Source organism: Janthinobacterium sp. LS2A, assembly GCF_036543145.1.
GTDB lineage: Bacteria > Pseudomonadota > Gammaproteobacteria > Burkholderiales > Burkholderiaceae_D > Janthinobacterium > Janthinobacterium aestuarii.
Genome location: NZ_JAZHPB010000006.1, coordinates 25,854 through 45,051, shown reverse-complemented (window position 1 = coordinate 45,051; position 19,198 = coordinate 25,854). Strand labels below are relative to the sequence as shown.

General features: G+C 63.5%; 22 protein-coding genes and 1 tRNA gene. 8 read left to right on the top strand and 15 right to left on the bottom strand.

What is annotated here, in order from left to right:
* Window positions 1-33 precede the first annotated feature (33 nt).
* The 4 genes from pdxR to ung all read left to right on the top strand — a co-directional run bounded on the left by pdxR (window position 34) and on the right by ung (window position 4,138).
* A complete protein-coding gene (gene pdxR / locus V3C40_RS17715) occupies window positions 34-1,506 on the top strand; it encodes a MocR-like pyridoxine biosynthesis transcription factor PdxR (protein ID WP_331778133.1) in 1,473 nt (490 codons plus the stop codon).
* Window positions 1,507-1,581: 75 nt separating this feature from the next.
* Window positions 1,582-2,286 (top strand): lipoyl(octanoyl) transferase LipB, encoded by a 705-nt coding sequence (gene lipB, locus V3C40_RS17710; protein WP_034752485.1) that lies wholly within the window; start codon window positions 1,582-1,584, stop codon window positions 2,284-2,286.
* A gap of 39 nt (window positions 2,287-2,325) precedes the next feature.
* Window positions 2,326-3,333 carry a lipoyl synthase gene (gene lipA, locus V3C40_RS17705; RefSeq protein ID WP_034752483.1) on the top strand — a complete coding sequence of 336 codons (1,008 nt, stop codon included), beginning with the start codon at window positions 2,326-2,328 and terminating at the stop codon, window positions 3,331-3,333.
* Between the two features lie 142 nt (window positions 3,334-3,475).
* The gene (gene ung / locus V3C40_RS17700; RefSeq protein ID WP_331778132.1) at window positions 3,476-4,138 is read left to right on the top strand and encodes a uracil-DNA glycosylase; all 663 of its coding nucleotides are present in this window, start codon (window positions 3,476-3,478) and stop codon (window positions 4,136-4,138) included.
* A 66-nt stretch (window positions 4,139-4,204) separates the two neighbouring features.
* Here the strand turns inward: ung and V3C40_RS17695 are convergent, their stop codons facing one another.
* From V3C40_RS17695 to V3C40_RS17680, 4 genes are all read right to left on the bottom strand, one after another.
* Window positions 4,205-6,361, bottom strand: a complete 2,157-nt coding sequence (locus tag V3C40_RS17695) for a TonB-dependent receptor (protein ID WP_331778131.1) — start codon at window positions 6,359-6,361, stop codon at window positions 4,205-4,207.
* Window positions 6,362-6,451: 90 nt separating this feature from the next.
* Window positions 6,452-6,796, bottom strand: a complete 345-nt coding sequence (locus tag V3C40_RS17690) for a hypothetical protein (RefSeq protein ID WP_319991926.1) — start codon at window positions 6,794-6,796, stop codon at window positions 6,452-6,454.
* A 68-nt stretch (window positions 6,797-6,864) separates the two neighbouring features.
* Window positions 6,865-7,686, bottom strand: coding sequence for a helix-turn-helix transcriptional regulator (locus tag V3C40_RS17685; protein WP_331778130.1), 822 nt, complete (start codon window positions 7,684-7,686; stop codon window positions 6,865-6,867).
* Window positions 7,676-8,221 (bottom strand): YbhB/YbcL family Raf kinase inhibitor-like protein, encoded by a 546-nt coding sequence (locus V3C40_RS17680; protein ID WP_331778129.1) that lies wholly within the window; start codon window positions 8,219-8,221, stop codon window positions 7,676-7,678. The genes V3C40_RS17685 and V3C40_RS17680 overlap by 11 nt, the downstream gene beginning before the upstream one ends.
* Before the next feature lie 221 nt (window positions 8,222-8,442).
* Between V3C40_RS17680 and V3C40_RS17675 the strand changes: the two genes are divergently transcribed.
* Both V3C40_RS17675 and V3C40_RS17670 read left to right on the top strand, forming a co-directional pair.
* Entirely contained in the window at window positions 8,443-9,600 is a 1,158-nt protein-coding gene (locus V3C40_RS17675; protein ID WP_331778128.1) for a PepSY-associated TM helix domain-containing protein, read from the top strand.
* Window positions 9,601-9,684: 84 nt separating this feature from the next.
* On the top strand, window positions 9,685-10,107 hold the full coding sequence (locus V3C40_RS17670) for a PaaI family thioesterase (protein WP_331778127.1): 423 nt from the start codon (window positions 9,685-9,687) through the stop codon (window positions 10,105-10,107).
* A 106-nt stretch (window positions 10,108-10,213) separates the two neighbouring features.
* Here the strand turns inward: V3C40_RS17670 and V3C40_RS17665 are convergent, their stop codons facing one another.
* The 7 genes from V3C40_RS17665 to V3C40_RS17635 all read right to left on the bottom strand — a co-directional run bounded on the left by V3C40_RS17665 (window position 10,214) and on the right by V3C40_RS17635 (window position 15,103).
* Window positions 10,214-10,909 (bottom strand): anti-sigma factor, encoded by a 696-nt coding sequence (locus tag V3C40_RS17665; RefSeq protein WP_331778126.1) that lies wholly within the window; start codon window positions 10,907-10,909, stop codon window positions 10,214-10,216.
* Entirely contained in the window at window positions 10,906-11,496 is a 591-nt protein-coding gene (locus tag V3C40_RS17660; RefSeq protein WP_034752469.1) for a sigma-70 family RNA polymerase sigma factor, read from the bottom strand. Before V3C40_RS17660 ends, V3C40_RS17665 begins: the two co-directional genes overlap by 4 nt.
* A gap of 92 nt (window positions 11,497-11,588) precedes the next feature.
* Window positions 11,589-12,110 (bottom strand): peroxiredoxin family protein, encoded by a 522-nt coding sequence (locus V3C40_RS17655; protein ID WP_034752467.1) that lies wholly within the window; start codon window positions 12,108-12,110, stop codon window positions 11,589-11,591.
* 82 nt (window positions 12,111-12,192) lie between these two features.
* The gene (locus V3C40_RS17650; RefSeq protein WP_034752466.1) at window positions 12,193-12,876 is read right to left on the bottom strand and encodes a BON domain-containing protein; all 684 of its coding nucleotides are present in this window, start codon (window positions 12,874-12,876) and stop codon (window positions 12,193-12,195) included.
* Complete coding sequence (locus V3C40_RS17645; RefSeq protein ID WP_034752465.1) at window positions 12,869-13,465, bottom strand: phosphoheptose isomerase; 597 nt, start codon at window positions 13,463-13,465, stop codon at window positions 12,869-12,871. The genes V3C40_RS17650 and V3C40_RS17645 overlap by 8 nt, the downstream gene beginning before the upstream one ends.
* 57 nt (window positions 13,466-13,522) lie before the next feature.
* Window positions 13,523-13,882 (bottom strand): YraN family protein, encoded by a 360-nt coding sequence (locus tag V3C40_RS17640; protein WP_099403908.1) that lies wholly within the window; start codon window positions 13,880-13,882, stop codon window positions 13,523-13,525.
* A 9-nt stretch (window positions 13,883-13,891) separates the two neighbouring features.
* Window positions 13,892-15,103 (bottom strand): penicillin-binding protein activator, encoded by a 1,212-nt coding sequence (locus tag V3C40_RS17635; RefSeq protein ID WP_331778125.1) that lies wholly within the window; start codon window positions 15,101-15,103, stop codon window positions 13,892-13,894.
* 165 nt (window positions 15,104-15,268) lie between these two features.
* Between V3C40_RS17635 and rsmI the strand changes: the two genes are divergently transcribed.
* On the top strand, window positions 15,269-16,177 hold the full coding sequence (gene rsmI, locus V3C40_RS17630; protein ID WP_331778124.1) for a 16S rRNA (cytidine(1402)-2'-O)-methyltransferase: 909 nt from the start codon (window positions 15,269-15,271) through the stop codon (window positions 16,175-16,177).
* A gap of 5 nt (window positions 16,178-16,182) precedes the next feature.
* Here the strand turns inward: rsmI and V3C40_RS17625 are convergent, their stop codons facing one another.
* The 3 genes from V3C40_RS17625 to V3C40_RS17615 all read right to left on the bottom strand — a co-directional run bounded on the left by V3C40_RS17625 (window position 16,183) and on the right by V3C40_RS17615 (window position 17,838).
* The gene (locus tag V3C40_RS17625; RefSeq protein WP_331778123.1) at window positions 16,183-16,620 is read right to left on the bottom strand and encodes a hypothetical protein; all 438 of its coding nucleotides are present in this window, start codon (window positions 16,618-16,620) and stop codon (window positions 16,183-16,185) included.
* On the bottom strand, window positions 16,559-17,170 hold the full coding sequence (locus tag V3C40_RS17620; RefSeq protein ID WP_331778122.1) for a nucleotidyltransferase domain-containing protein: 612 nt from the start codon (window positions 17,168-17,170) through the stop codon (window positions 16,559-16,561). Before V3C40_RS17620 ends, V3C40_RS17625 begins: the two co-directional genes overlap by 62 nt.
* A gap of 65 nt (window positions 17,171-17,235) precedes the next feature.
* Entirely contained in the window at window positions 17,236-17,838 is a 603-nt protein-coding gene (locus tag V3C40_RS17615; protein ID WP_331778121.1) for a hypothetical protein, read from the bottom strand.
* Between the two features lie 205 nt (window positions 17,839-18,043).
* On the opposite strand from V3C40_RS17615, the gene V3C40_RS17610 reads away from it, so the two are divergent.
* Window positions 18,044-18,120, top strand: a tRNA-Pro gene (locus tag V3C40_RS17610).
* A gap of 154 nt (window positions 18,121-18,274) precedes the next feature.
* Here V3C40_RS17610 and V3C40_RS17605 read toward each other — a convergent pair.
* Window positions 18,275-19,198: a hydroxymethylglutaryl-CoA lyase gene (locus V3C40_RS17605; protein ID WP_331778120.1), complete on the bottom strand. Its 924-nt coding sequence runs from the start codon at window positions 19,196-19,198 to the stop codon at window positions 18,275-18,277.

Sequence of the window (19,198 nt, the reverse complement as noted above, 5' to 3'; positions counted from 1 at the left end):
CAGAAAACTCATTGGACCACTTGGACGATTATCATGCCGCGAGGAAAATCACCGCACGCCCTGGACTTGCCTCGCCCGACCAGCTGGCTCGACAAGGAAGGCGTCAACAAGCAGGATGGCGCGTATGAAGCGCTGCGCTCGGCCATCCTGACGAAGATGCTGCCGGCCGGCAGCCGTTTGCCGTCCAGCCGTACCCTGGCCGAACGGTGGGAGTTGTCGCGCGGCACCATCGAAACCGTGTTCGACCGCCTGCACGCGGAAGCGTACGTGACCCGTGTGCCCGGCTCCGGCACGCGCGTGTGCGCCGTCGTGCCGGAACGTTTTTTGATGGCAGGATTTGGCGAGGCCACCCTGGCGGCACCGGCTGTGGCGCCCGCGCCCGCATCGGACACGGGCGTGCGCGACGGATTGCCGTTTGTTGCGCGGCGCGCCGACGCCAGCCTGTTTCCCATGGCCGCCTGGTCCAAGTGCGCCACGCGGGCGCTGGCCGCCGTCACGCCGGAGCAGCTGTGCAGCGCCGAGCCGGCCGGCCTGCTCCAGCTGCGCCAGCAGATCGCCGATTTCCTCGCCAAGTACCGCGGCATCCGCTGCGACCCGCAGGACATCGTCGTCACGACCGGCATCCGCCACGCGATCGACTTGCTGGCGCGCGGCATCGTGCGCGACGGCGATAAAGTCTGCCTGGAAGATCCGGGCTACCCGGCCGCGCGCGCCCTGTTCGCCCTGGCCGGCGCCGTGCCGGTGGACATTGCCGTCGACGCCGAGGGCATCGATTGCGCCGCTCTGGCCGCGCACGCGGACGCCTGCCTCGCGTATGTGACGCCGGCGCACCAGTCGCCGCTGGGCGTGACCATGTCCGTCACGCGCCGCCTGGCTTTGCTGGAATGGGCGAACGACAATGGCGCCTGGGTGGTGGAAGACGATTACGACAGCGAATTCAATTACCACAGCGCGCCGCTGGCGGCCCTGAAGGCGCTGGACCAGTACCAGCGCGTGATTTACTGTGGCAGTTTTAATAAAACCCTGTTTGCCGGCCTGCGCGTGGGCTTCATGGTGCTGCCGCCCGCTTTGTGCCCGCAGTTGCTGCGCATCGTGCAGTTGACGGGCCGCTCCGTGGGCGTGACGGAACAGCTGGCGCTGGCCGCCTGGATGGAGGAAGGCGCCTTCGTGCGCCACTTGCGCCAGGCGCGCCTGGCCTACAAGGAGCGGCGCGACCTGTTGCTGGCCTGCCTCGAGCAGACCGCGCCCGGGCGCTACACGGTCACTGGACAGCAGGCGGGTTTCCATTGCGTGCTGTGGCTGCCGCCGGACAGCGACGAGCAGGCGTTTTGCGCGCGCGCCGCGCAAGAGGGACTGGCGCTGCAGCCGCTCGGCGACTTTTGCCATGGCGCCAGGCTGGCACCGGCCGTGCTGCTCGGTTATACGGCCTTGAGCCTGGCCCAGGTGCGCCATGCTGCACAAAAATTGGGCAGGTTGCTGTTGGTGCCAGAGTCCGCCCCGGAATGAAATGGCCGCCTGGCTTATAATCACGGCTTCGCCGCAGCGTCCGCAGGGCGCCGGCAGCTGATTACAGAATCTGTCATGACCACCACCCGCACCGAAACGGCGCTGATCCGCGAGCTGGGCCGCGTCGATTACGAGCCCACCTTTGCCGCCATGCGCACCTTTACCGACGCGCGCACGACGGACACGCGCGACGAACTGTGGATCGTCGAGCATCCGCCCGTGTTTACGTTGGGCCTGGCGGCCGACCGCGGCCATCTGCTGGCCGGAGCGGACGCGATTCCCGTGGTGCAGACGGACCGGGGCGGCGAAGTGACGTTCCACGGTCCCGGCCAGGTGGTGATTTACCTGCTGATGGACTTGCGCCGCAACAAGCCGGGCGGCAAGCTGTATGCGCGCCAGTTCGTGCATAAAATCGAGCAAGCCATCATCAACGTGCTGGCGGCGTATAATCTCGCTGGCGAGCGCATCGATGGCGCGCCTGGCATCTATATTGCCGGCGGGCCAGACAAGGGTGCGAAGATCGCCGCGCTGGGCTTGAAAGTGCGCGGCAACGGCTGCACCTACCATGGCGTATCGCTCAACGTGGCGATGGACCTGGCGCCGTTTTCCTGGATTAACCCTTGCGGCTATTCCGGTCTGAAGACGGTGGACATGCGCAGCATGGGCGTGGTGGCGCCGCTGGCCGAAGTGCAGCGGGCCCTGGCCCATGAATTGACCGTATTACTCGATGTAAGCGAAGCAAACAGCGCCGCAGGCGCGCCTCAGGCAGCGGATGCCTGAGCAAACAAACCAAACTTTGCCCCTCAAGGGCTTGCAGCCATGACTTCTGAGACCATTTCCAGCACCGCCCCCGCCGCTCCCGCCTACAACCCGAGCGAAAAGCAAAAAGGCGCCAGCAAGACGTCGCGCATCCCGATCAAGATCATTCCGATCGAGCAAGTTGAGCGCCTGAAAAAGCCGGACTGGATCCGCGTCAAGGCCGCGTCGGCCTCGACCCGTTTCTATGAAATCAAGGACATCCTGCGCGAAAACAAACTCGTCACGGTGTGCGAGGAAGCCAGCTGCCCGAATATCGGCGAGTGCTTCGGCAAGGGCACGGCCACCTTCATGATCATGGGCGACAAGTGCACGCGCCGCTGCCCGTTCTGCGACGTCGGCCATGGCCGTCCTGATCCGCTGGACAAGGAAGAGCCGGCCAACCTGTCGAAAACCATCGCCAAGCTGCGTTTGAACTACGTCGTCATCACCTCCGTCGACCGCGATGACTTGCGCGACGGCGGTGCCGGCCATTTCGTCGAGTGCATCCAGCAAACGCGCGCCCTGTCGCCGAATACCCGCATCGAAGTGCTGGTACCGGACTTCCGCGGCCGCCTGGAAAAAGCGTTGCTGTTGTTCAAGGATGGCTTGCCTGACGTCATGAACCACAACCTGGAAACGGCGCCGCGCCTGTACAAGGAAGCGCGTCCCGGTTCCGATTACATGCACTCGCTGAAGCTGCTGAAAGATTTCAAGGCCATGTATCCGGACGTGAAAACCAAGTCCGGCATCATGGTGGGCCTGGGCGAGACGGACGAGGAAATCCTGCAAGTCATGCGCGACATGCGCGAGCACGACATCGACATGCTGACCATCGGCCAGTACCTGGCGCCATCGAACAGCCACCTGCCCGTGCGCCGCTACGTGCACCCGGACGTCTTTAAAATGTTTGAGGAAGAAGCGTACAAGATGGGCTTCACCCACGCCGCCGTCGGCGCCATGGTGCGCAGCTCGTATCACGCGGATGAACAGGCGCACAGCGCCGGCGTGGAATCGGCGCTGAATTTCTAAGCACTTGAGTTGTATCAAAAACCGTCCGCTTCAGCCGGGCGGTTTTTTTTTGCCTGTTCGTATCGTGTCACCTTATGCGGCTGAGCGTCCTATACTGGCATGCTGAAAAAGCATGGTTGATGGATAAGTTATGAGGTGACGCATGGACGTACGCATCGACGCATCGTGGAAGGCGCGGCTGGAGGGCGAGTTTGCCCAGCCCTACTGGGAACGCCTGGCCGCCTTCGTGAAGCAAGAGTATGCGGCGGGGCCGTGTTTTCCGCCGGGTAAAACGATCTTCCGCGCGTTCGACCTGACGCCGTTCGAGCAAGTCAAGGTCGTGATCCTGGGGCAAGATCCGTATCACACGCCCGGTGCGGCCATGGGGCTGTGCTTCTCGATTCCCGATGGCACGCCGCCGCAGCCTAGCCTGCAAAATATCTTCAAGGAGTTACACAGCGACATGGGCGTGGCGCGCACGCGCACGGATTTGTCTGACTGGGCCGAGCAAGGCGTGTTTCTGCTCAACAGCGTGCTGACGGTGCGCGCCGGGGCGGCCGGTTCGCACGCGGGCAAAGGGTGGGAGAAATTGACGGACAGCGCCATCCGCCACCTGTCCGCCGAGCGGGACAATCTCGTGTTCATCCTGTGGGGCGGCTATGCGCAAGCCAAGCGCACCCTGATCGATCCCGGCAAACACCTGGTGCTGGCGGCGCCGCATCCCTCGCCATTGTCGGCCAGCAAAGGTTTCTTTGGCAGCAAGCCGTTCAGCCAGGCGAATGCGTATTTGCAGGCGCATGGCCAGGAAGGCATCGCCTGGGGATAACTCCTTAGTTGACGGCAACCGACAGCGGCAGGCGTTGCTCCCTGCCGCTGTCTTCGCGCGTAACGGTTAAAAGCTGGTTGAGAGGCCGGCATAGATGCTGCGGCGGGCGCCGTACTGCGGCGCTCCCACGCCCACGCCGGAACCGTCGCGCAGCAGATACGATTTGTCGAACAGGTTGATCAGGGCCAAACGTCCTTCCACCTTGCCGACCGGCGTGTTTTTCCACGTATGCGTGAGCGCCGTGTTGACGGTGAAGTAACTTGGCAAATGGCCGGAATTCGGCGCGCCACCGTCCGGGGTCATGCGCAGGCCGCTGCCGTAGAGGAAGTCAGCGCTTACTTGCGAATCGCCAAAGTGATAGTGTCCACCACCCGACAAGGTGTATTTCTGGTCATGATCGAGGTAGACATAGTGTTGGCTGATGTAGTTCAACTCATCGGCGCCAAACAGGGCCTGGCCCGAATTGATGTTGCGGCCCTGCGCCTTTTGCGTGCTGGCGTTGAGGAACAGGCCCCAGTTTTTCTCGCTGTAGATGGCCGATAACTCCAGGCCCTTGGCGTAGCCGTCCGCATAGTTGAACGGCGTCAAAATCAATGCCTGGCCGAACTGGCCTTCGTCGAGCAGGTTGTTGATCTTTTTATAGTACACATCGGCCGTCACGGTCAGTTTCGAATTGACCTGGTGGCTGATGCCCACATCGTAGTAATGCGTGCGTTCGGCCTTGACGTTGTCCGACTGGCCGATTTCCGGCGCATTTGTCGTGTTCGCATACAGGTCGATGCTGCCCTGGGCCGCCAGTTCCTGCGGCGGCGGCGTGAAGTAGCGCGAATAGCCGGCGTGCAGGGCCGTGCCTGGCGCCAGCTGATAGGCCAGATTGACGCGCGGACTCCATTGCTGTTCGCTCGTGTAGGCCGAGACCTTGTCGAAGCGGGCGCCATAGTTCAGGGTCAGCGGCTTGCTGATATGCCATTCATCTTGCAAGTAAAAGCTGGCCAGGGTGCCCGTCTTGCCGCTGTTGTCCAGCACCGTGATCGGTGTGGTGGACGTTTGCGCGCCGTCGATCGCGGGGAAGACGGCCACCGTGTTGTCGCTCGTCGTCTTCTGGCGCGTGTAGGCCAGGCCCGCGCGCACGGTATGGTCCTGGTGCAATTTGTAGCTGATGTCGAACTGGGCACCGGAAGCGCTGTTCGCGCGGCGCGAGTCCGAGGCCACGCCGTTGTAGATCAGGTCGCCAATGGAATCGGGCGTGAAGTGCAGTTCCGAATACTGGTGGAAGGCCGAGACCTGGTAATTGACGTCGCCCAGGCTTTTTTGCAGCGACAGCACGAGGAAGCGGTTCACCTCGCGCTGGTTTTCATTGAGCTGCGACGACGGTAACGTGGACGTGCCCGCCTGTGCATCGTTGTGGCCATCGAGCGAGAAGGCCGGCGCCTGGTTCGGGTTGTTCGGGATCTGGAAGCGGCCGTTATACGTGCCGAACATGGCGCCCAGGCGCGTATTGTCATCGAGGAAATACGACAGGCTGCCGAACGATTTGTTCTGGCGCGTCTTGTCGTGCAGGGCGCTGCGCGTGTCTTGCGGGTTTTCCACGCCCAGGGAGTTACCGAGGTAGCTGCCGGACAGGTAGTAATTGAACTTGCCCACGCTGCCGAAAAATTCGGCACTCGGCTCCACGTGGTCGTGGCTGCCGACCATGATGCCGATGCGCCCACCTGGTGTCATGCCACCCTCCTTCGTTTCAATATCGACAATGCCCGCCGTGCGCAGGCCGAACTGGGCCGGCAAGGCGCCCGTCATGAAATCCGTCTTGTCGATCAAGCGCGTGTCGATCGACTGGCCAAAGCCGGTGATGCTTTCCGGCAGTTGCACGCCATTGATGCGGTATTGCACGTTGGCATGGTCGTCGCGCACGTGCAGGGCGCCGGAACCTTTCGAATCCTGCGACACGCCCGGTAGGCGCAGCAGCACTTCATTGAATGGCGTGTTGTCGCCCTGGCCCAGCATGTCGACCATATGGCTGTCGATGCTGTAGATGGTGGTGCCGACTTTCGGCGACAGCTCGATGCGCGCGCTTTTCAGGTGGGCAGAGGTGACTTCGACCTTTTGCATGTCTTGCGGGGCAGCATCGGTATTGGCCTCGGCAGGCTCGGCGGCGTGGGCGGAAACGGTAAACAGGCTGGCAAGGGCGAGCGACAGCGCGCTCAGACGGGGAGTGTGTTGCATGATGAACCTCAAAATAGTCAACGCCAGGCGGCCCGGCGCGCATGAACGCGCGACTAGGGGCAGCCTGAAAAAGGAAAAACAGCGTGGGAACTACAGTGAGGCGGCAGGCGGGCCGCGCACGGGCGGCAGGATCAGGGCGGCGACGGGCGCCAGGGTGGCGGGCGCGATGGCCAGCAAGCGGTACGGCAATAACTGGGCGGGCGGCTCGGCGATGGCCGGCGGCACGGCAATGTCGGCCACCTTGTCGATGGCCGTGGCGCACAGCGCGCACTCTTCCGTGTCGAGGGTGGTCTTGTGCAGGTGCGAGGCGGCCGTCGACAGCAGGAACACGAGGGCCAGCGCACTGAACAGCGCCACGCACAGCCGCCACGGCGTGCGCGCGAGGGCGGCGGCACCGTGATGAGCAAGCTTGCGGGTGGGCTGGCGGGAAGACATGGGCGCATAGTAGCAAGAAAATCGCCCCGTTGTCAGCGCTTGTTGCAATTGATTTGCGCTAGAGGGAGCTACAGGGTGGCGCGCAGTGCGCGCGGCGACAGGCCGTAGTGCTGGCGGAAACGGGCCGCGAAGCGCGATGGCGAGGCATAGCCGCAGGCGGCCGCGATGTCGCCGATGGGTAAGATGCCAGATTGCAATTCCTGCAAGGCCAGTCCCAGCCGCACGTCTTCCAGGATGGCGCGGAAGTGGCGCTGCTCCAGGGCCAGTTGGCGGCGCAGGGTGGACGCGCCCAAGTGCAGATGGCTGGCGACTTTGGCCACGCTCCAGTCGGCGCCCGGGTCCAGCAGCAGCACTTGCTGCACGCGCGCAGCCAGCGGATCGCGGCGGTCCAGCAGCAGCGGGCCGCAATGGCCGCCCAAGGCCAGGGCCAGCAGCAAGCCTTCCGCCTGGTGCGCCAGCAGCGCGGGCGGTGTGTTACTCGCCAGGCTGGCCATCAGCTGGTCCCAGGCCAGTGCCGCATGCACGTCGAGCGGCACGCACAGGCTGGCCGTGGCCGCATGGCGCAGCTGGGTATCGACGAGGCCGCCATGGCGCGCGCGGAAACGGGCGATCAGGGCCGGTGAAAAACTCAGCACTTCAGCCCGGTAGCCTTGCGCGCCGGGCAGGTTGGCCACGCCCAGTTCCTGTCCTGCCGGCATCAGCACCACGTCGTGCGTGCCGGCGCGGGCCTGGCGAGCGCCCCATTCCAGCAGCTTCGTTCCCTGCCGCACGCGGCACAGGGCGCTCTGGAAGACGGGCACGCGGCGCAGGGTTTGCGCGCGGCGCGCCTCGATGGTGCCGTGGGCGATGCGCAGTTCGCTCAGGGCCACCGCGTCGATCTCATCGGCCATACAGTCCCGTCAGCTGCGCCTTGCCCAGCGCGTTGGCGTTGAGCATGTAGCCGAGCATGGCGCCGCTGGCGTGCTGGTCCAGCGGCAACTTGTCCACGCTCAATGCCCACACGGTGATCTGGTAACGGTGCGCCTTGTCGCCCGGTGGCGGGCAGGCGCCGCCGTAGGCGCTGTCGCCGTAATCGTTGCGTCCTTGCATGGCGCCCGCCAGCAGGGTGCTGGCCGTGGTGGCGCCCGGCAAGGAAGTGGTGCTGGCAGGCACATTGAACACGCTCCAGTGCCACCAGCCGCTGCCCGTGGGCGCGTCCGGGTCGTACAGGGTGACGGCGTAGCTTTTGGTGCCGGCCGGCGCACCGTGCCACGACAATTGCGGCGACAGGTTGCCGCCCGTGCAGCCGAAGCCCTGGAATACTTGCGCCGGCGCCAGGGTCTGGCCCGGCGCGATGTCGGTGCTGGTGACGGTAAAGTCGGCGGCGTGGGCGCCCAGGTGCAAAGCGAGACCCAGCGTGATGGCAAGCAAACGGGAGGTGGTCATGGTTTTCCTTTCGATGAAGTATAGGGGAAAGTGTATGCCGTGCAACAGTTACCCGCGATGCCGATGCGCTCGATGATGGTGCCAAAACGCTCGTTTCTACCTGATTTCAATGTTCCCATGAGCGTGTTGTTGCGTTTGCCGTTTCCTGCCTGCGCATGATTTTCACTGCGGAGCTTTCATGCTATCGTTCTGCAGCCCAAATTTCCCCGAATCGCCTCCCCATGTCCAAACGCCCGATCAAGTGGTTGTTCACCAAGCTGCACCTGTATGCGGGCCTGTGGTTCGGCGCCCTGTTCGTCCTGCTGGGCTTGACGGGTTCCGCCATCGCCTGGATGCCGGAGCTCGACGCATACCTGAATCCGACCCTGTTGCAGGCGAGCACGCCCGCGCCCGGCCAGGTGTTCCAGGTGACGCCGCGCACGGTGCAAGCGGTGGTCGATGGGCTCGCGGCCGACCCCGCTTACGGCAAGCCGGCCCAGCTCAATCCGCCCGCCGATGCGCGCGACGTGTACGTGGCCTCGTACCGGCAAGCCGGCAAACCGTCGCCTTTCAGCCAGGCCATCGTGCGCCAGGTGATGGTCGACCCCTACACCTTGCAAGTCAAAGGCGAGCGCGACTGGGGGCGTTTCGGCCTCACGCGCCCGCTGCTGATGTCGGGCATGTTTCATCTGCACCGTTATTTATTGTCCGGCGAGGTGGGCAAGACCATTACGGGTATCTCGGGCGTGATGTTGCTGCTGATGGCCTTGAGCGGCATCTATCTGTGGTGGCCGCGCCTGCAGTGGACGGCGATCAAGCGCGCGCTGACGGTGTCGCATGGCGGTTCCTGGCCCCGCTTCAACTACACGTTTCACAAGGCGGCCGGCTTTTTTGCCGCACCCGTGCTGGCCATGCTCGCTTTTTCCGGTATCTATTTCAATTTGCCGCAGCTGATCGTGCCGCTGGTGGAGCTCGTCTCGACGGCGCCGGACAAGGCCAAACTGAAAAATCTGCGGCAGGATGGCGACCTGCTCGATGCGGGCCAGGCCATGGCCGCCGCGCAACAGCTGTATCCGCAGGCGCGCGTGTCGCGCATCGTGCTGCCGGCCAGCAAGGACCAGCCGTATGACGTGCGCGTGCGCCAGCCCGGCGAAATCGCAGAGGGCGATGGCGCCACGCGCATCACTGTGGACGCGCGCAGCGGCTTGCCCCTGCGCATACGCGATCCCTTGCGGGCGCCGGCCGGAGACGTTTTCCTGGGCTGGCAATTCCCCCTGCACTCGGGCCAGGCCTTTGGCGTGGCCGGGCGCGGTTTTATTACCGTGTTCGGCCTGATGCCGCTGCTGTTCATGCTGACGGGGACATTGGTGTGGTGGAAACGGCGGCGCGGCCGGAAATAAGCGGTCGCCAGACCATTGCCGGGAAAGTTGCTATCATCATAGTATTTTCCGGCGTATCACCGACTCACCCGCACAAGGACCAGCATGAGCAATCCCGAGATCACCGTAGCAATGTTGAATGAACGCGGCACCGGCCGCCTGCCCGGCCACTTGGGTATCGTCATCACGGAAGTGGGCGACGGCCAGCTGACGGCGGAATTGCCCGTGCTGCCGCATTTGCTGGCGCCGAACGGCTACCTGCACGCGGGCAGCGTGGTGACCCTGGCCGACACGGCTTCCGGCTACGGCTGCATCGTCAACCTGCCCGAAGGGGCGACGAATTTCACGACCATCGAATTGAAATCGAACCACCTGGGCACGGCCCGCGAAGGCACGCTCACCTGCACGGCCAAGGTCGAGCACAAGGGCCGCAACACGCAAGTGTGGGATGCCGTGGTGAAAAGCAAGGAAACGGGCAAGACGATTGCCCTGTTCCGCTGCACGCAGATGATTTTATATCCCAAATAAACCGACACCCTAAATCAACTGCTGGGGTCAGACCCGGCGGGGGAATTTGTCCCAATGGGGCAAATTCCGATCCCGAAGGGACTGACCCCGGATTTTTGCCTTCGGGTTAAATTTTCACCCAGTTACCCTTGTACAAGATCGGTCCCGTCGGTCCATTCGGATCCGGCGAACCGCCTTTCGGCTCCAAGGTGACGGCCAGCAAGGCCACGTCGTTGCCGATGGCGCGCTGGGACAAGGCCAGTTTCACGTTGCCCTTGTCGGCCAATAAACCCAGGGAGCGCGGGTTACCGCTCTTCGGCACGGCCCACAGTTCCAGATCCTTATCGCTCGGCACGGGTGCGTTGCCCACCATGCGCACCTCGAGCGCGCCGTGGCGGCTGTCGGCCGTCAACAGCAGGGCCGTTTGCGCTTTCTCGTCCGTCAGGCTGGCCACATAGCTGATTTGCGGCGCATCCATCACGCGCGTGGCCACGACGATGACCAGCAGTGCGGCGATGGCGCTCGAGGCCATGCCCAGCGAACGCCAGAACGACAGGGAATCGCGGAACAAGGACCAGCCGCCCTGTGGCTTCAGGTGCAGGCGCTGCTCGATCTGCTGCCACACGCGCTTGGGCGGCGCCACGGGCGTGGCAAATTCGGCCATCGGTTCCAGGCGCTGGCGCCATTCGGCGGTGATATTGCGCAAGTCGGCGTCGTTGTGCAGCCAGCCTTCGAAACGCCGGCGCGCGCCCCCTTTTAAGGTGCCCAGCACGTATTCGGACGCCAGTTTCTGACGCAGGGTGTCATTGCCGCGGATATTCATGATGCCTCCCGTTTCGCCAGACACGTGCGCAGCCGTTCCAGGCTGCGGCGTATCCAGGTCTTCACGGTGCCGATCGGCAGCGACATCTGCTGCGCCACTTCGCTGTGCGACAGGTCGTGATAGAACGCCAAGGCGACCACCTGCCGGTGCAGCCCTTCCAGGGCGGACATGCAAAACGCCAGCGCCTTGGCGTCACCGCTCAGTTGCAGTGATTCGATCGGCGTGGCTTGGGGGTCTCGGAGTGCATTCATGACTTCGCTATCAAACTGTTCGGCATCGATTTCCACGGTATCGTCGCTGCGCCGCAGCACATCGAACGCCTTGTTGCGCACGATGGTGGCCATCCAGGTCATCGGCGCCGCCAGATGGCTTTGATACGTGGCGGCGTTGTTCCAGATGGCGACGAAACCCTCTTGCAAGGCTTCTTCTGCGAGCTCTTGCTTATGCAATATACGCAGCGCGAAGCCAAACAGTTTCGATGAGGTGGAGTTATATAGCTGGCGGAACGCGGTGGCGTCCTTGTTGCCGGTGGCGAGCAGCCAGGTTTTCAGTTGCTGCGGGTCGAGCGATTGAGCGGCTAGGGGCACGGCTGGCCTTCACAAGGTGAGTGGGATCACGCCTGGGAAGGTTATAACAGGTTGATAACACTTGGCAACAAGGTTTTGTGCGGTGCCGAGCCTTAACCGGCGATGGCCGTTTCCAGCAGCTTGTGCAGTTCCGCGAATTCCGGCTTGCCCACGTAGCGCTTGAGGATCTTGCCCTGCTTGTCGAGCACGAAGGTGGTGGGCGTGAGGGCCACGTCGCCATAGGCCTTGGCCGCTTCGCCCGTCACGTCGAGCGCCACCTTGAACGGCAGCTGGCGCGTTTCGGCGAAGTTCAGCACGTAGTTGGCCGGATCGTATTTCATGGCCACGGCCACGAATTCCAGTCCCTGCCCCTTGTACTTGTTGTAGGTGTCGACCATGTCCGGCATTTCCGCCACGCAGGTGGTGCACGAGGTGGCCCAGAAATTGACCATTACGACCTTGCCGCGCAGGCTGGCCGACGTGATTTTTTCGCCATGGATGCCGTGGAAGGTCACGTCCGGTGCGCTTTGCTTGTCATTGAGCGACAGATAAGCGGCGGCGGCCACGCCCGCCACGAAGACGGCGATCAGGGCTGGCTTGACCCAGGACTTGCTTGCGGATGGCGAAGTTGACATGGTTTTTACTTGAAAAGCGCGGCGATGCGGCCATTATAGCCATATCGCCGCATCAAAGCCGTAGGTCAAACGGAGGAGGCGTTTATTGCTGCGCCGTGTCGCCAGTGCTGGTGGTGCGTGCTGGCGCCGGATCGGGCTGCAACTGCTTCAGTTCCGATTCCGAAATGTAGTCGAACAGCTTGACTACTTTCTGCACGCCGCCCACGCCGCGCGCCACGTCGGCCGCGACCGTGCCTTCGCGCTGGGTGACCCGGCCCATCAGGAAGACGGTGGCGTTTTCCGTGACGACCTTGAACGAGGCGGCCGAGATGGTTTTCATGTCGACCAGGCTGGCCTTGACCTTGGTGGTGATCAGCGCGTCGTTCGAGCGCGAGGTGTAGCTGGCCGGACCGGCGATGATCAATTCATTGGCCACCGATTCCACGCCTTCGATATTGCGCACTTCGCGCTCGACGGCATTTTTCATCGCCTCGTCGCGCACTTCGCCCGTCAGCAGGACGCGGCGGTTGAAGCTGGTGACGTTCACATGGCCCACGTCGCCGGTGATGGAGGGGATGCGCGACTCGCCTTTGACGGCGATCGACTTGTCTTCGGTCTGGGCGCCCAGGGTGCGGCGGTCCGCTGCGGCAACGCCGCCCATCACCGCGCCGCCGACCATCAATTCGATGCAGCCGGTGAGCGAAGTGAGCATGGCGCCGCACAGCAGTGCGGTGGCCAATGGGCGTTGTACGCGTTTCCAGCCTGGGCCAGTACCGAATTTAGTCATTCACGTCTCCTCCGAATAGCGCGACGTCGATGCCGTCGCAGATGCAATGTATGGTGGTCAGGTGGACTTCCTGGATGCGCGCCGTGCGCTCGGCCGGCACGCAGATATGCACGTCGGCGTCCGTCAGCATCTTGCCGATGGCGCCGCCGTCCTTGCCTGTCAGCGCCACGACGCGCATTTCGCGCTCGAGCGCCGCTTCCACGGCGGCCATCACGTTGGCCGAATTGCCCGACGTGGAAATGGCCAGCAAGATGTCGCCGGCCTGGCCGAAGGCCTGCACCTGCTTCGAGAAGATCTCGCGGTAGCTGTAGTCGTTGGCCACGGCCGTCAGGATCGACGTATCCGTCGTCAGCGCCAGGGCCGGCAGCGGAAAGCGCTCGCGTTCGAAGCGCCCTACCAGTTCGGCCGCGAAATGCTGGCAGTCGGCGGCGGAACCGCCGTTGCCGCAGGCGAGAATCTTGTTGCCGTTGGACAATGCATAAAACATCAGGTCGATCGCCTGCGCAATGGGTTGCGCCAGTACGGTGGCTGCCTGGATCTTGAGTTCGGCACTTTCGTGGAAGTGCGAGAGGATGCGTTGATTATTCATAGTCTGCCGATTATAGTGCAGGCGCGCGGCATGGCGGACAAGCACTGTTAAAAATGCTTACATATCGAGGATGTTCTTCAGCCAGCTGATGCGCCCGCCATCGATGGCCAGCGCGTCAAAACGGCACGGCGGCACGGTTTTTTGCCGCAGCAGCCAGGTTTGCGCGGCCACCACCATGCGCCGCTGCTTGGCTGGCGTGATGCTGGCCAGGGCGCCGCCGAAGGCTGCACTGCTGCGTAGCCGCACTTCGACGAAGACGACCGATGCGCCATCGCGCATGATCAGGTCCAGCTCGCCACCCTTGCACAGATAGTTGCGCTCCAGCAGCACCAGGCCTTGCAACAGCAGATACGCGAGCGCATCGTCTTCCCCTTGCCGTCCCCGTGCCTGTTTATTCTGGAAAGGCAGGGGTGGCATGGCGTGTCCTTATTGGGCCGGCGGCACAGAGGCAGGCGCCGGCGCGGCCGGTGGCCAAGTGCCCAGCACGCCCTGCTGATAGGTGGCGGCCTGTTCCGTGCGTTCGAATACGCTTTGATCGTTCTCGAAGCGCACGGCCAGGCGGCCCGTCACGCCATCAAGGGTAAATGGCGCGTTCGGCCGCAGCGCCACTTCGCGCGCCACGCGGAAGGCATCGATGCCCAGCGCGTACAGCCGTTCCATGTCGGCCGTCAGGCGGGCGTCGGCCGGTTGCGGCGGCTGCGGATACACCATGACTTGCGGATGGTCGCGCTGCACTTGCCATGGCAGGTCCAGCAGGCGCGCGCCGTCGAGCTCGGGGCCGCTGGCGCCGCGCCCGGCGCCGGGGTTCAAGGACGAGGTGCCATACAGGGGCAGATCGCTGCCGATGGCCACGCGCAGCTGGCGCGCCTGGTCGGCGTCGAGCGCGGCAAACAGCAGGCCCGGCGGCGTGGCGGCCAGGCGCGCGCGCAGCTGCACCAGCTCCGCATCGCTCAGGTAGCCATTCGTGGCCGTCAAGTCCATCGTCTCGATCTTGCCGCCCTGGCGCAGCCATTCCTGTTTGAAGGCGGCGCTGATGCGGCGCTGCGAGGGCGAACCTGCCGACAGGACCAGTGCGCTGGCGCCCGGCTGTTCGCTGGCGGCCCAGGCGGCGACCTGGCGCGCTTCCGCCTCGATCGACAAGCCCATCACCAGCAGCTTGGCCGGCAGGCGCGCCTCGCCGCGGTTGTCGGGGTGGTTCAGAGCGATCGTCGGCTTGCGTACCAGGTCGCTGTTGGCCACGGCCGTGACGGCCGAGCGCGACAAAGGCCCGACGACGATGTCCTGTTCTTCCTGTGCTTGCGCGAATTTGTTCAGCACGTCGCTGCTGCCGTCGCCCGTGTCGATCACCGTCACTTCAAAGCCGCTGCGGTCGCGCTCATACGCGGCCATGAAGCCGGCGCGCAGCAGCTCGGCGGCCGGGCCCAGGGAAGCGGAGCGCAGCGGCAGCAGCAGGCCGATGTGGTGGACCTTGCCGTCGGATGGCGCCGGCGCCGTGGCAGCCGGCATGTCCTGCGGCGTGCCGGTCGCCGGCTTGGTATTGATGGGCGCCAGCGGCGCGCCATTGCCGTCGTAGGCGGTAATATCGGGTACGGCCACGGCAAACGTCACCGGTTCGGGCGCGGGCGGCTTGGGCGGCACGGGCGGTGGCAGCGGCTTCGGTGGCGGCAGCGCCCTTGTGTTAGATTCAATAGGCGCGCACAATTGCCCGGGCGCGTCGCAAGGCGTGCTGCAAGCGCTCAGCATGCCGGTCGCGGCACAAACAAGCAGTAACTTCACACTATTAGCAAGCATTTAACCTCCAAAATGACCGTACAAGAAATCAGTTCCATCGCCAGCCTGCCCATCATGACAGAGGCGGCGCACCAGGTCTATCCTATCGCAACATTGTATATAGTGGCCACGCCGATCGGTAATGTGACCGATATCAGCCTGCGCGCGCTGCATCTGCTGAGCCTTGCCGATGCCGTCGCCTGTGAAGATACGCGCAACACGGCGCACTTGCTGACGCGCTTTGGCTTGAACAAGCCCCTGATTGCGGCGCATCAACATAACGAGCGCGAAGTGGCGCAAACCCTGATCGCCCGCCTGCACGCCGGCGAGCGCATCGCCCTCGTTTCCGACGCCGGCACGCCCGCCGTGTCCGACCCTGGTGCACGCATCGTCGACGCCGTGCGCGCGGCCGGCCTGCGCGTGCTGCCCCTGCCCGGCCCATCGGCGGCGATTACCGCCATTTCCGCCAGCGGCCTGTTGAATGACCAGTTCTACTTTGTCGGCTTCCTGCCCGCGAAAGCCAAGCAGCGCGAAAATATGCTGCACAGCCTGCGCGGCGTGACGGCCACCATGGTGTTCTATGAAGCGCCGCACCGCATCCTCGATTGCGCCACGGCCTTGGTGGAAGCGTTCGAACCGACGCGCCAGGTGGTGTTCGCGCGCGAACTGACGAAAATGTTCGAGGAAATCCACCGCTGCCCCCTGTCCGAAGCGGAAAGCTGGATCCGCGCCGACGCGCACCGGGAAAAGGGAGAATTCGTCGTCCTGCTGGAAGGCGCGACGCAAGCGCAGGACGCGGAAGACGTGGAAGCGGAGCGCATCCTCAATATCCTGCTGGCCGAATGCAGCGTCAAGCAGGCGGCGAATTTGACGGCGCAAATCACGGGCCGCAAGAAGAATGCGTTGTATGAGCGGGCCTTGCAGTTGAAGGGGCAGGAATAAGGAAGTTACAATGGCGGCGGGACATCCAGTACCTTTGCCGCCGCGAGTAACAGTTCCACATGTTCGATCAGTTCATCGACAAAGCCTGCCGTGACATCCAGTTCGCCCTCATATTCGGCCAGCTTGCGCTTCTTGTGCGCCTGGTTTAACAGCAGCCACTGCTGTGGCGTGAACCCCAGCGTGTGTTCCAGGCTTTGAAAGACCAGATAGCGGTTATCGCTGCGATAACCATGTTGACGCAGTGCAGACAAGGCGGCCGCATGCGCCGCGTTATACGCCAGATCGAAGCGGCTTTCCAGCGACAGTATCACTTGCCTGGCATCGTGCAGGCGCACGCTGGCCGAGCGCAGCAAGCCGGCCCGTTCGCGTGCGTCGGGTGGCTCAGCCTTGAGCTGGCCGATGCGCGCCAGATTCGCCAGTGCCTGCGAGCTTGATGAATTCATCGTCGCCCCCTTTGACAAAAATCTTGGGCTGTTCGAGGACGCGCACGACGAACGACTTGCCCTCGTCTATTCTTTGCCGCCATTCTTCTGGCGTGTACAAGGTCGGGTTGATGCTGCGCCCCAGCTGCTGCTGTGCTGGCTGCAGTGCTTCCAGCAACTGGGCGTTCGACGCCATGCCGCCAATCAGCATCAGGTCGATATCGCTGTGCGCCTGTTCCGTGCCCTTGGCCATCGAACCGTACACGAAAGCCAAGTCGATTTCCTGCCAATGCGGCTGCAGCGCGACGCGCAGCACATCGGCCACGCCGAAGGTTTTCAGTACGATGCTGCGCAGCTCATCGAATATCGGCGCATCGTGATTTGCCTGGTAATGCTTCTGGTTGCCTACTTTTTTCACCGTGACCAGGGCCGATTTCACCAGCTTGGCCAGCTCGCGTTGCACGGCGCCGGAGCCGATAGCCGCGAAGGCAATGATTTCATTCGCATAGAAAGACCGTTGTGCCTGGCCAAAGAGCAAGGCCAGCACGCGCTGCTGTGTCTTGGAAAACAATGTGTCTGCATAAATACCCATATTGGGTATGTTAGTACCCAATATGGGTATAGTCAAGTCAACCCTCACCACTTGCAGCCGCTATCCTTCTTGTCCAATAACATCAACACGGGCGCCAGCAAGCCTGCGCCTGAGTAGGCGGTGCGGCAATCGCCGCGCTTACCCTGCGCGATGTCGCGCGCCAGCTGGGTTTCCGTTTGCAGCGGCTTGTCGGGGATTTGCCCCACGGCCGTACCCACCTTGGATGGATCGCGCTCGCCGGCCATCTTGCGCGCCGTTTTCCTGGCCGCTTCCATGTCGAACTTTGGCGTTTCCGGCGTTTCTTGCCTGGCGGTATCGGGACTGGCCGCCGGCGTGGCCGGTGATGCCGGCACGACCGTGACGGATTGCGGGCTCGATGTTGGCGCCGTGGGCGCCGCCGGCGTTTCCCGGGTCGTGGCGAGTTTCGGCTTGCTGATGGGTTTTGGTTCGCGCTTCGGCTTGACGACTTCGACGGGCGGCGGGGGCGGCTTGGCGGCCAGCGGACGTATCCACACGGCGATCGACTCCACGCGCGGGGCCGTGTCCGGTGGCGCGGCTGGCTGCACATGGCGCCACAGAGTGATCAATGCGCCATGCAGCAGCAAGGACACGGCGATGCCCAGCACGATGCCGCGGCGGCTCGGCATGGGCTGGCCGCCGCCGCTTCTTTCTATCCTGAACTCCATTGCCGTCGTCGCCTTCATGTCTGATCGGGAAAACTTGCCAAGCCAGTGTCGCATATTTCCGGCATGTTGAAAAATACATGGGTCTCAGTGCCGCGCGTAAATAATTTACAGAGAGTTTCACCTGACCCTTGACCGAAGTCGATACGGCCTGTATTATCTTGGTCTTCGGAGTGTGGCGCAGCCCGGTAGCGCACCTGGTTTGGGACCAGGGGGTCCAAGGTTCGAATCCTTGTACTCCGACCAAATTTGTAGAAAAAAACCCAAGAGTTTCGGCTCTTGGGTTTTTTTTCGCCTGTACGGTTCACGTAGGTCGGGTTAGCGCGCAGCGCGTAACCCGACAACAGTGTTGGCCATGTCCTTGGTGGCGTCGGATTACGCGCTTGCGCGCTAATCCGACCTACACAGCTGCGCGCTTCGCCGCGATGGCGTTGCCGGCGCGGCTCGATCCCTTGCGGCCCAGCTGCTGCGAGATGAACTGCCCCGCGTCCACCACCAGGTCCAGATCGATGCCGGTGGCGATGCCCAGTCCCTGCATCATGTACAGCACATCCTCGGTGGCCACGTTGCCGGTGGCGCCCTTGGCGTACGGGCAGCCGCCCAGGCCGGACACGGACGAGTGATAGATCGCGATGCCCGTTTCCAGGCTGGCGTAGATATTCGCCAGCGCCTGGCCGTAGGTGTCGTGGAAGTGGCCGGACAGCCCGCCCACGTGGAAGGCGGCAATCGCGCGCTCCATCACCGCCTGCGTCTTGCGCGGCGTGGCCACGCCGATGGTGTCGGCGATGTCGATCTCGTCGCAACCGAGGTCGCGCATGCGGCCCACCACGTCGGCCACGGCGTCCAGCGGCACGTCTCCCTGGTAGGGGCAGCCGAAGGCGCAGCTGATGCTGCCGCGCAGGCGCAGGCCGTGTTCCTTGGCCGCCTTCGCCACGCCTTCGAAGCGGGCGATCGATTCGGCGATCGAGCAATTGATGTTCTTTTGCGAGAAGGCTTCGGACGCGGAACCGAAGATCACCACTTCATCGGCCTTCGCCGCCAGCGCTGCGTCAAAGCCTTGCATGTTCGGCGTCAGCGCGGAATAGATGGTGCCGGCGCGGCGCGCGATCTTGTCCATCACTTCCGCGCTGGTGGCCATCTGCGGCACCCATTTCGGCGAGACGAAGGACGCCGCCTCGATGTTGACGAAGCCGGCCTGCGTCAGGCGGTCGACCAGTTCGATCTTGACGGCGGCGCTGATGGTTTCCTTTTCGTTTTGCAGGCCGTCGCGCGGACCCACTTCGACGATCTTGACCTGCTTGGGCAGACTGGTAGTAGGATTCAT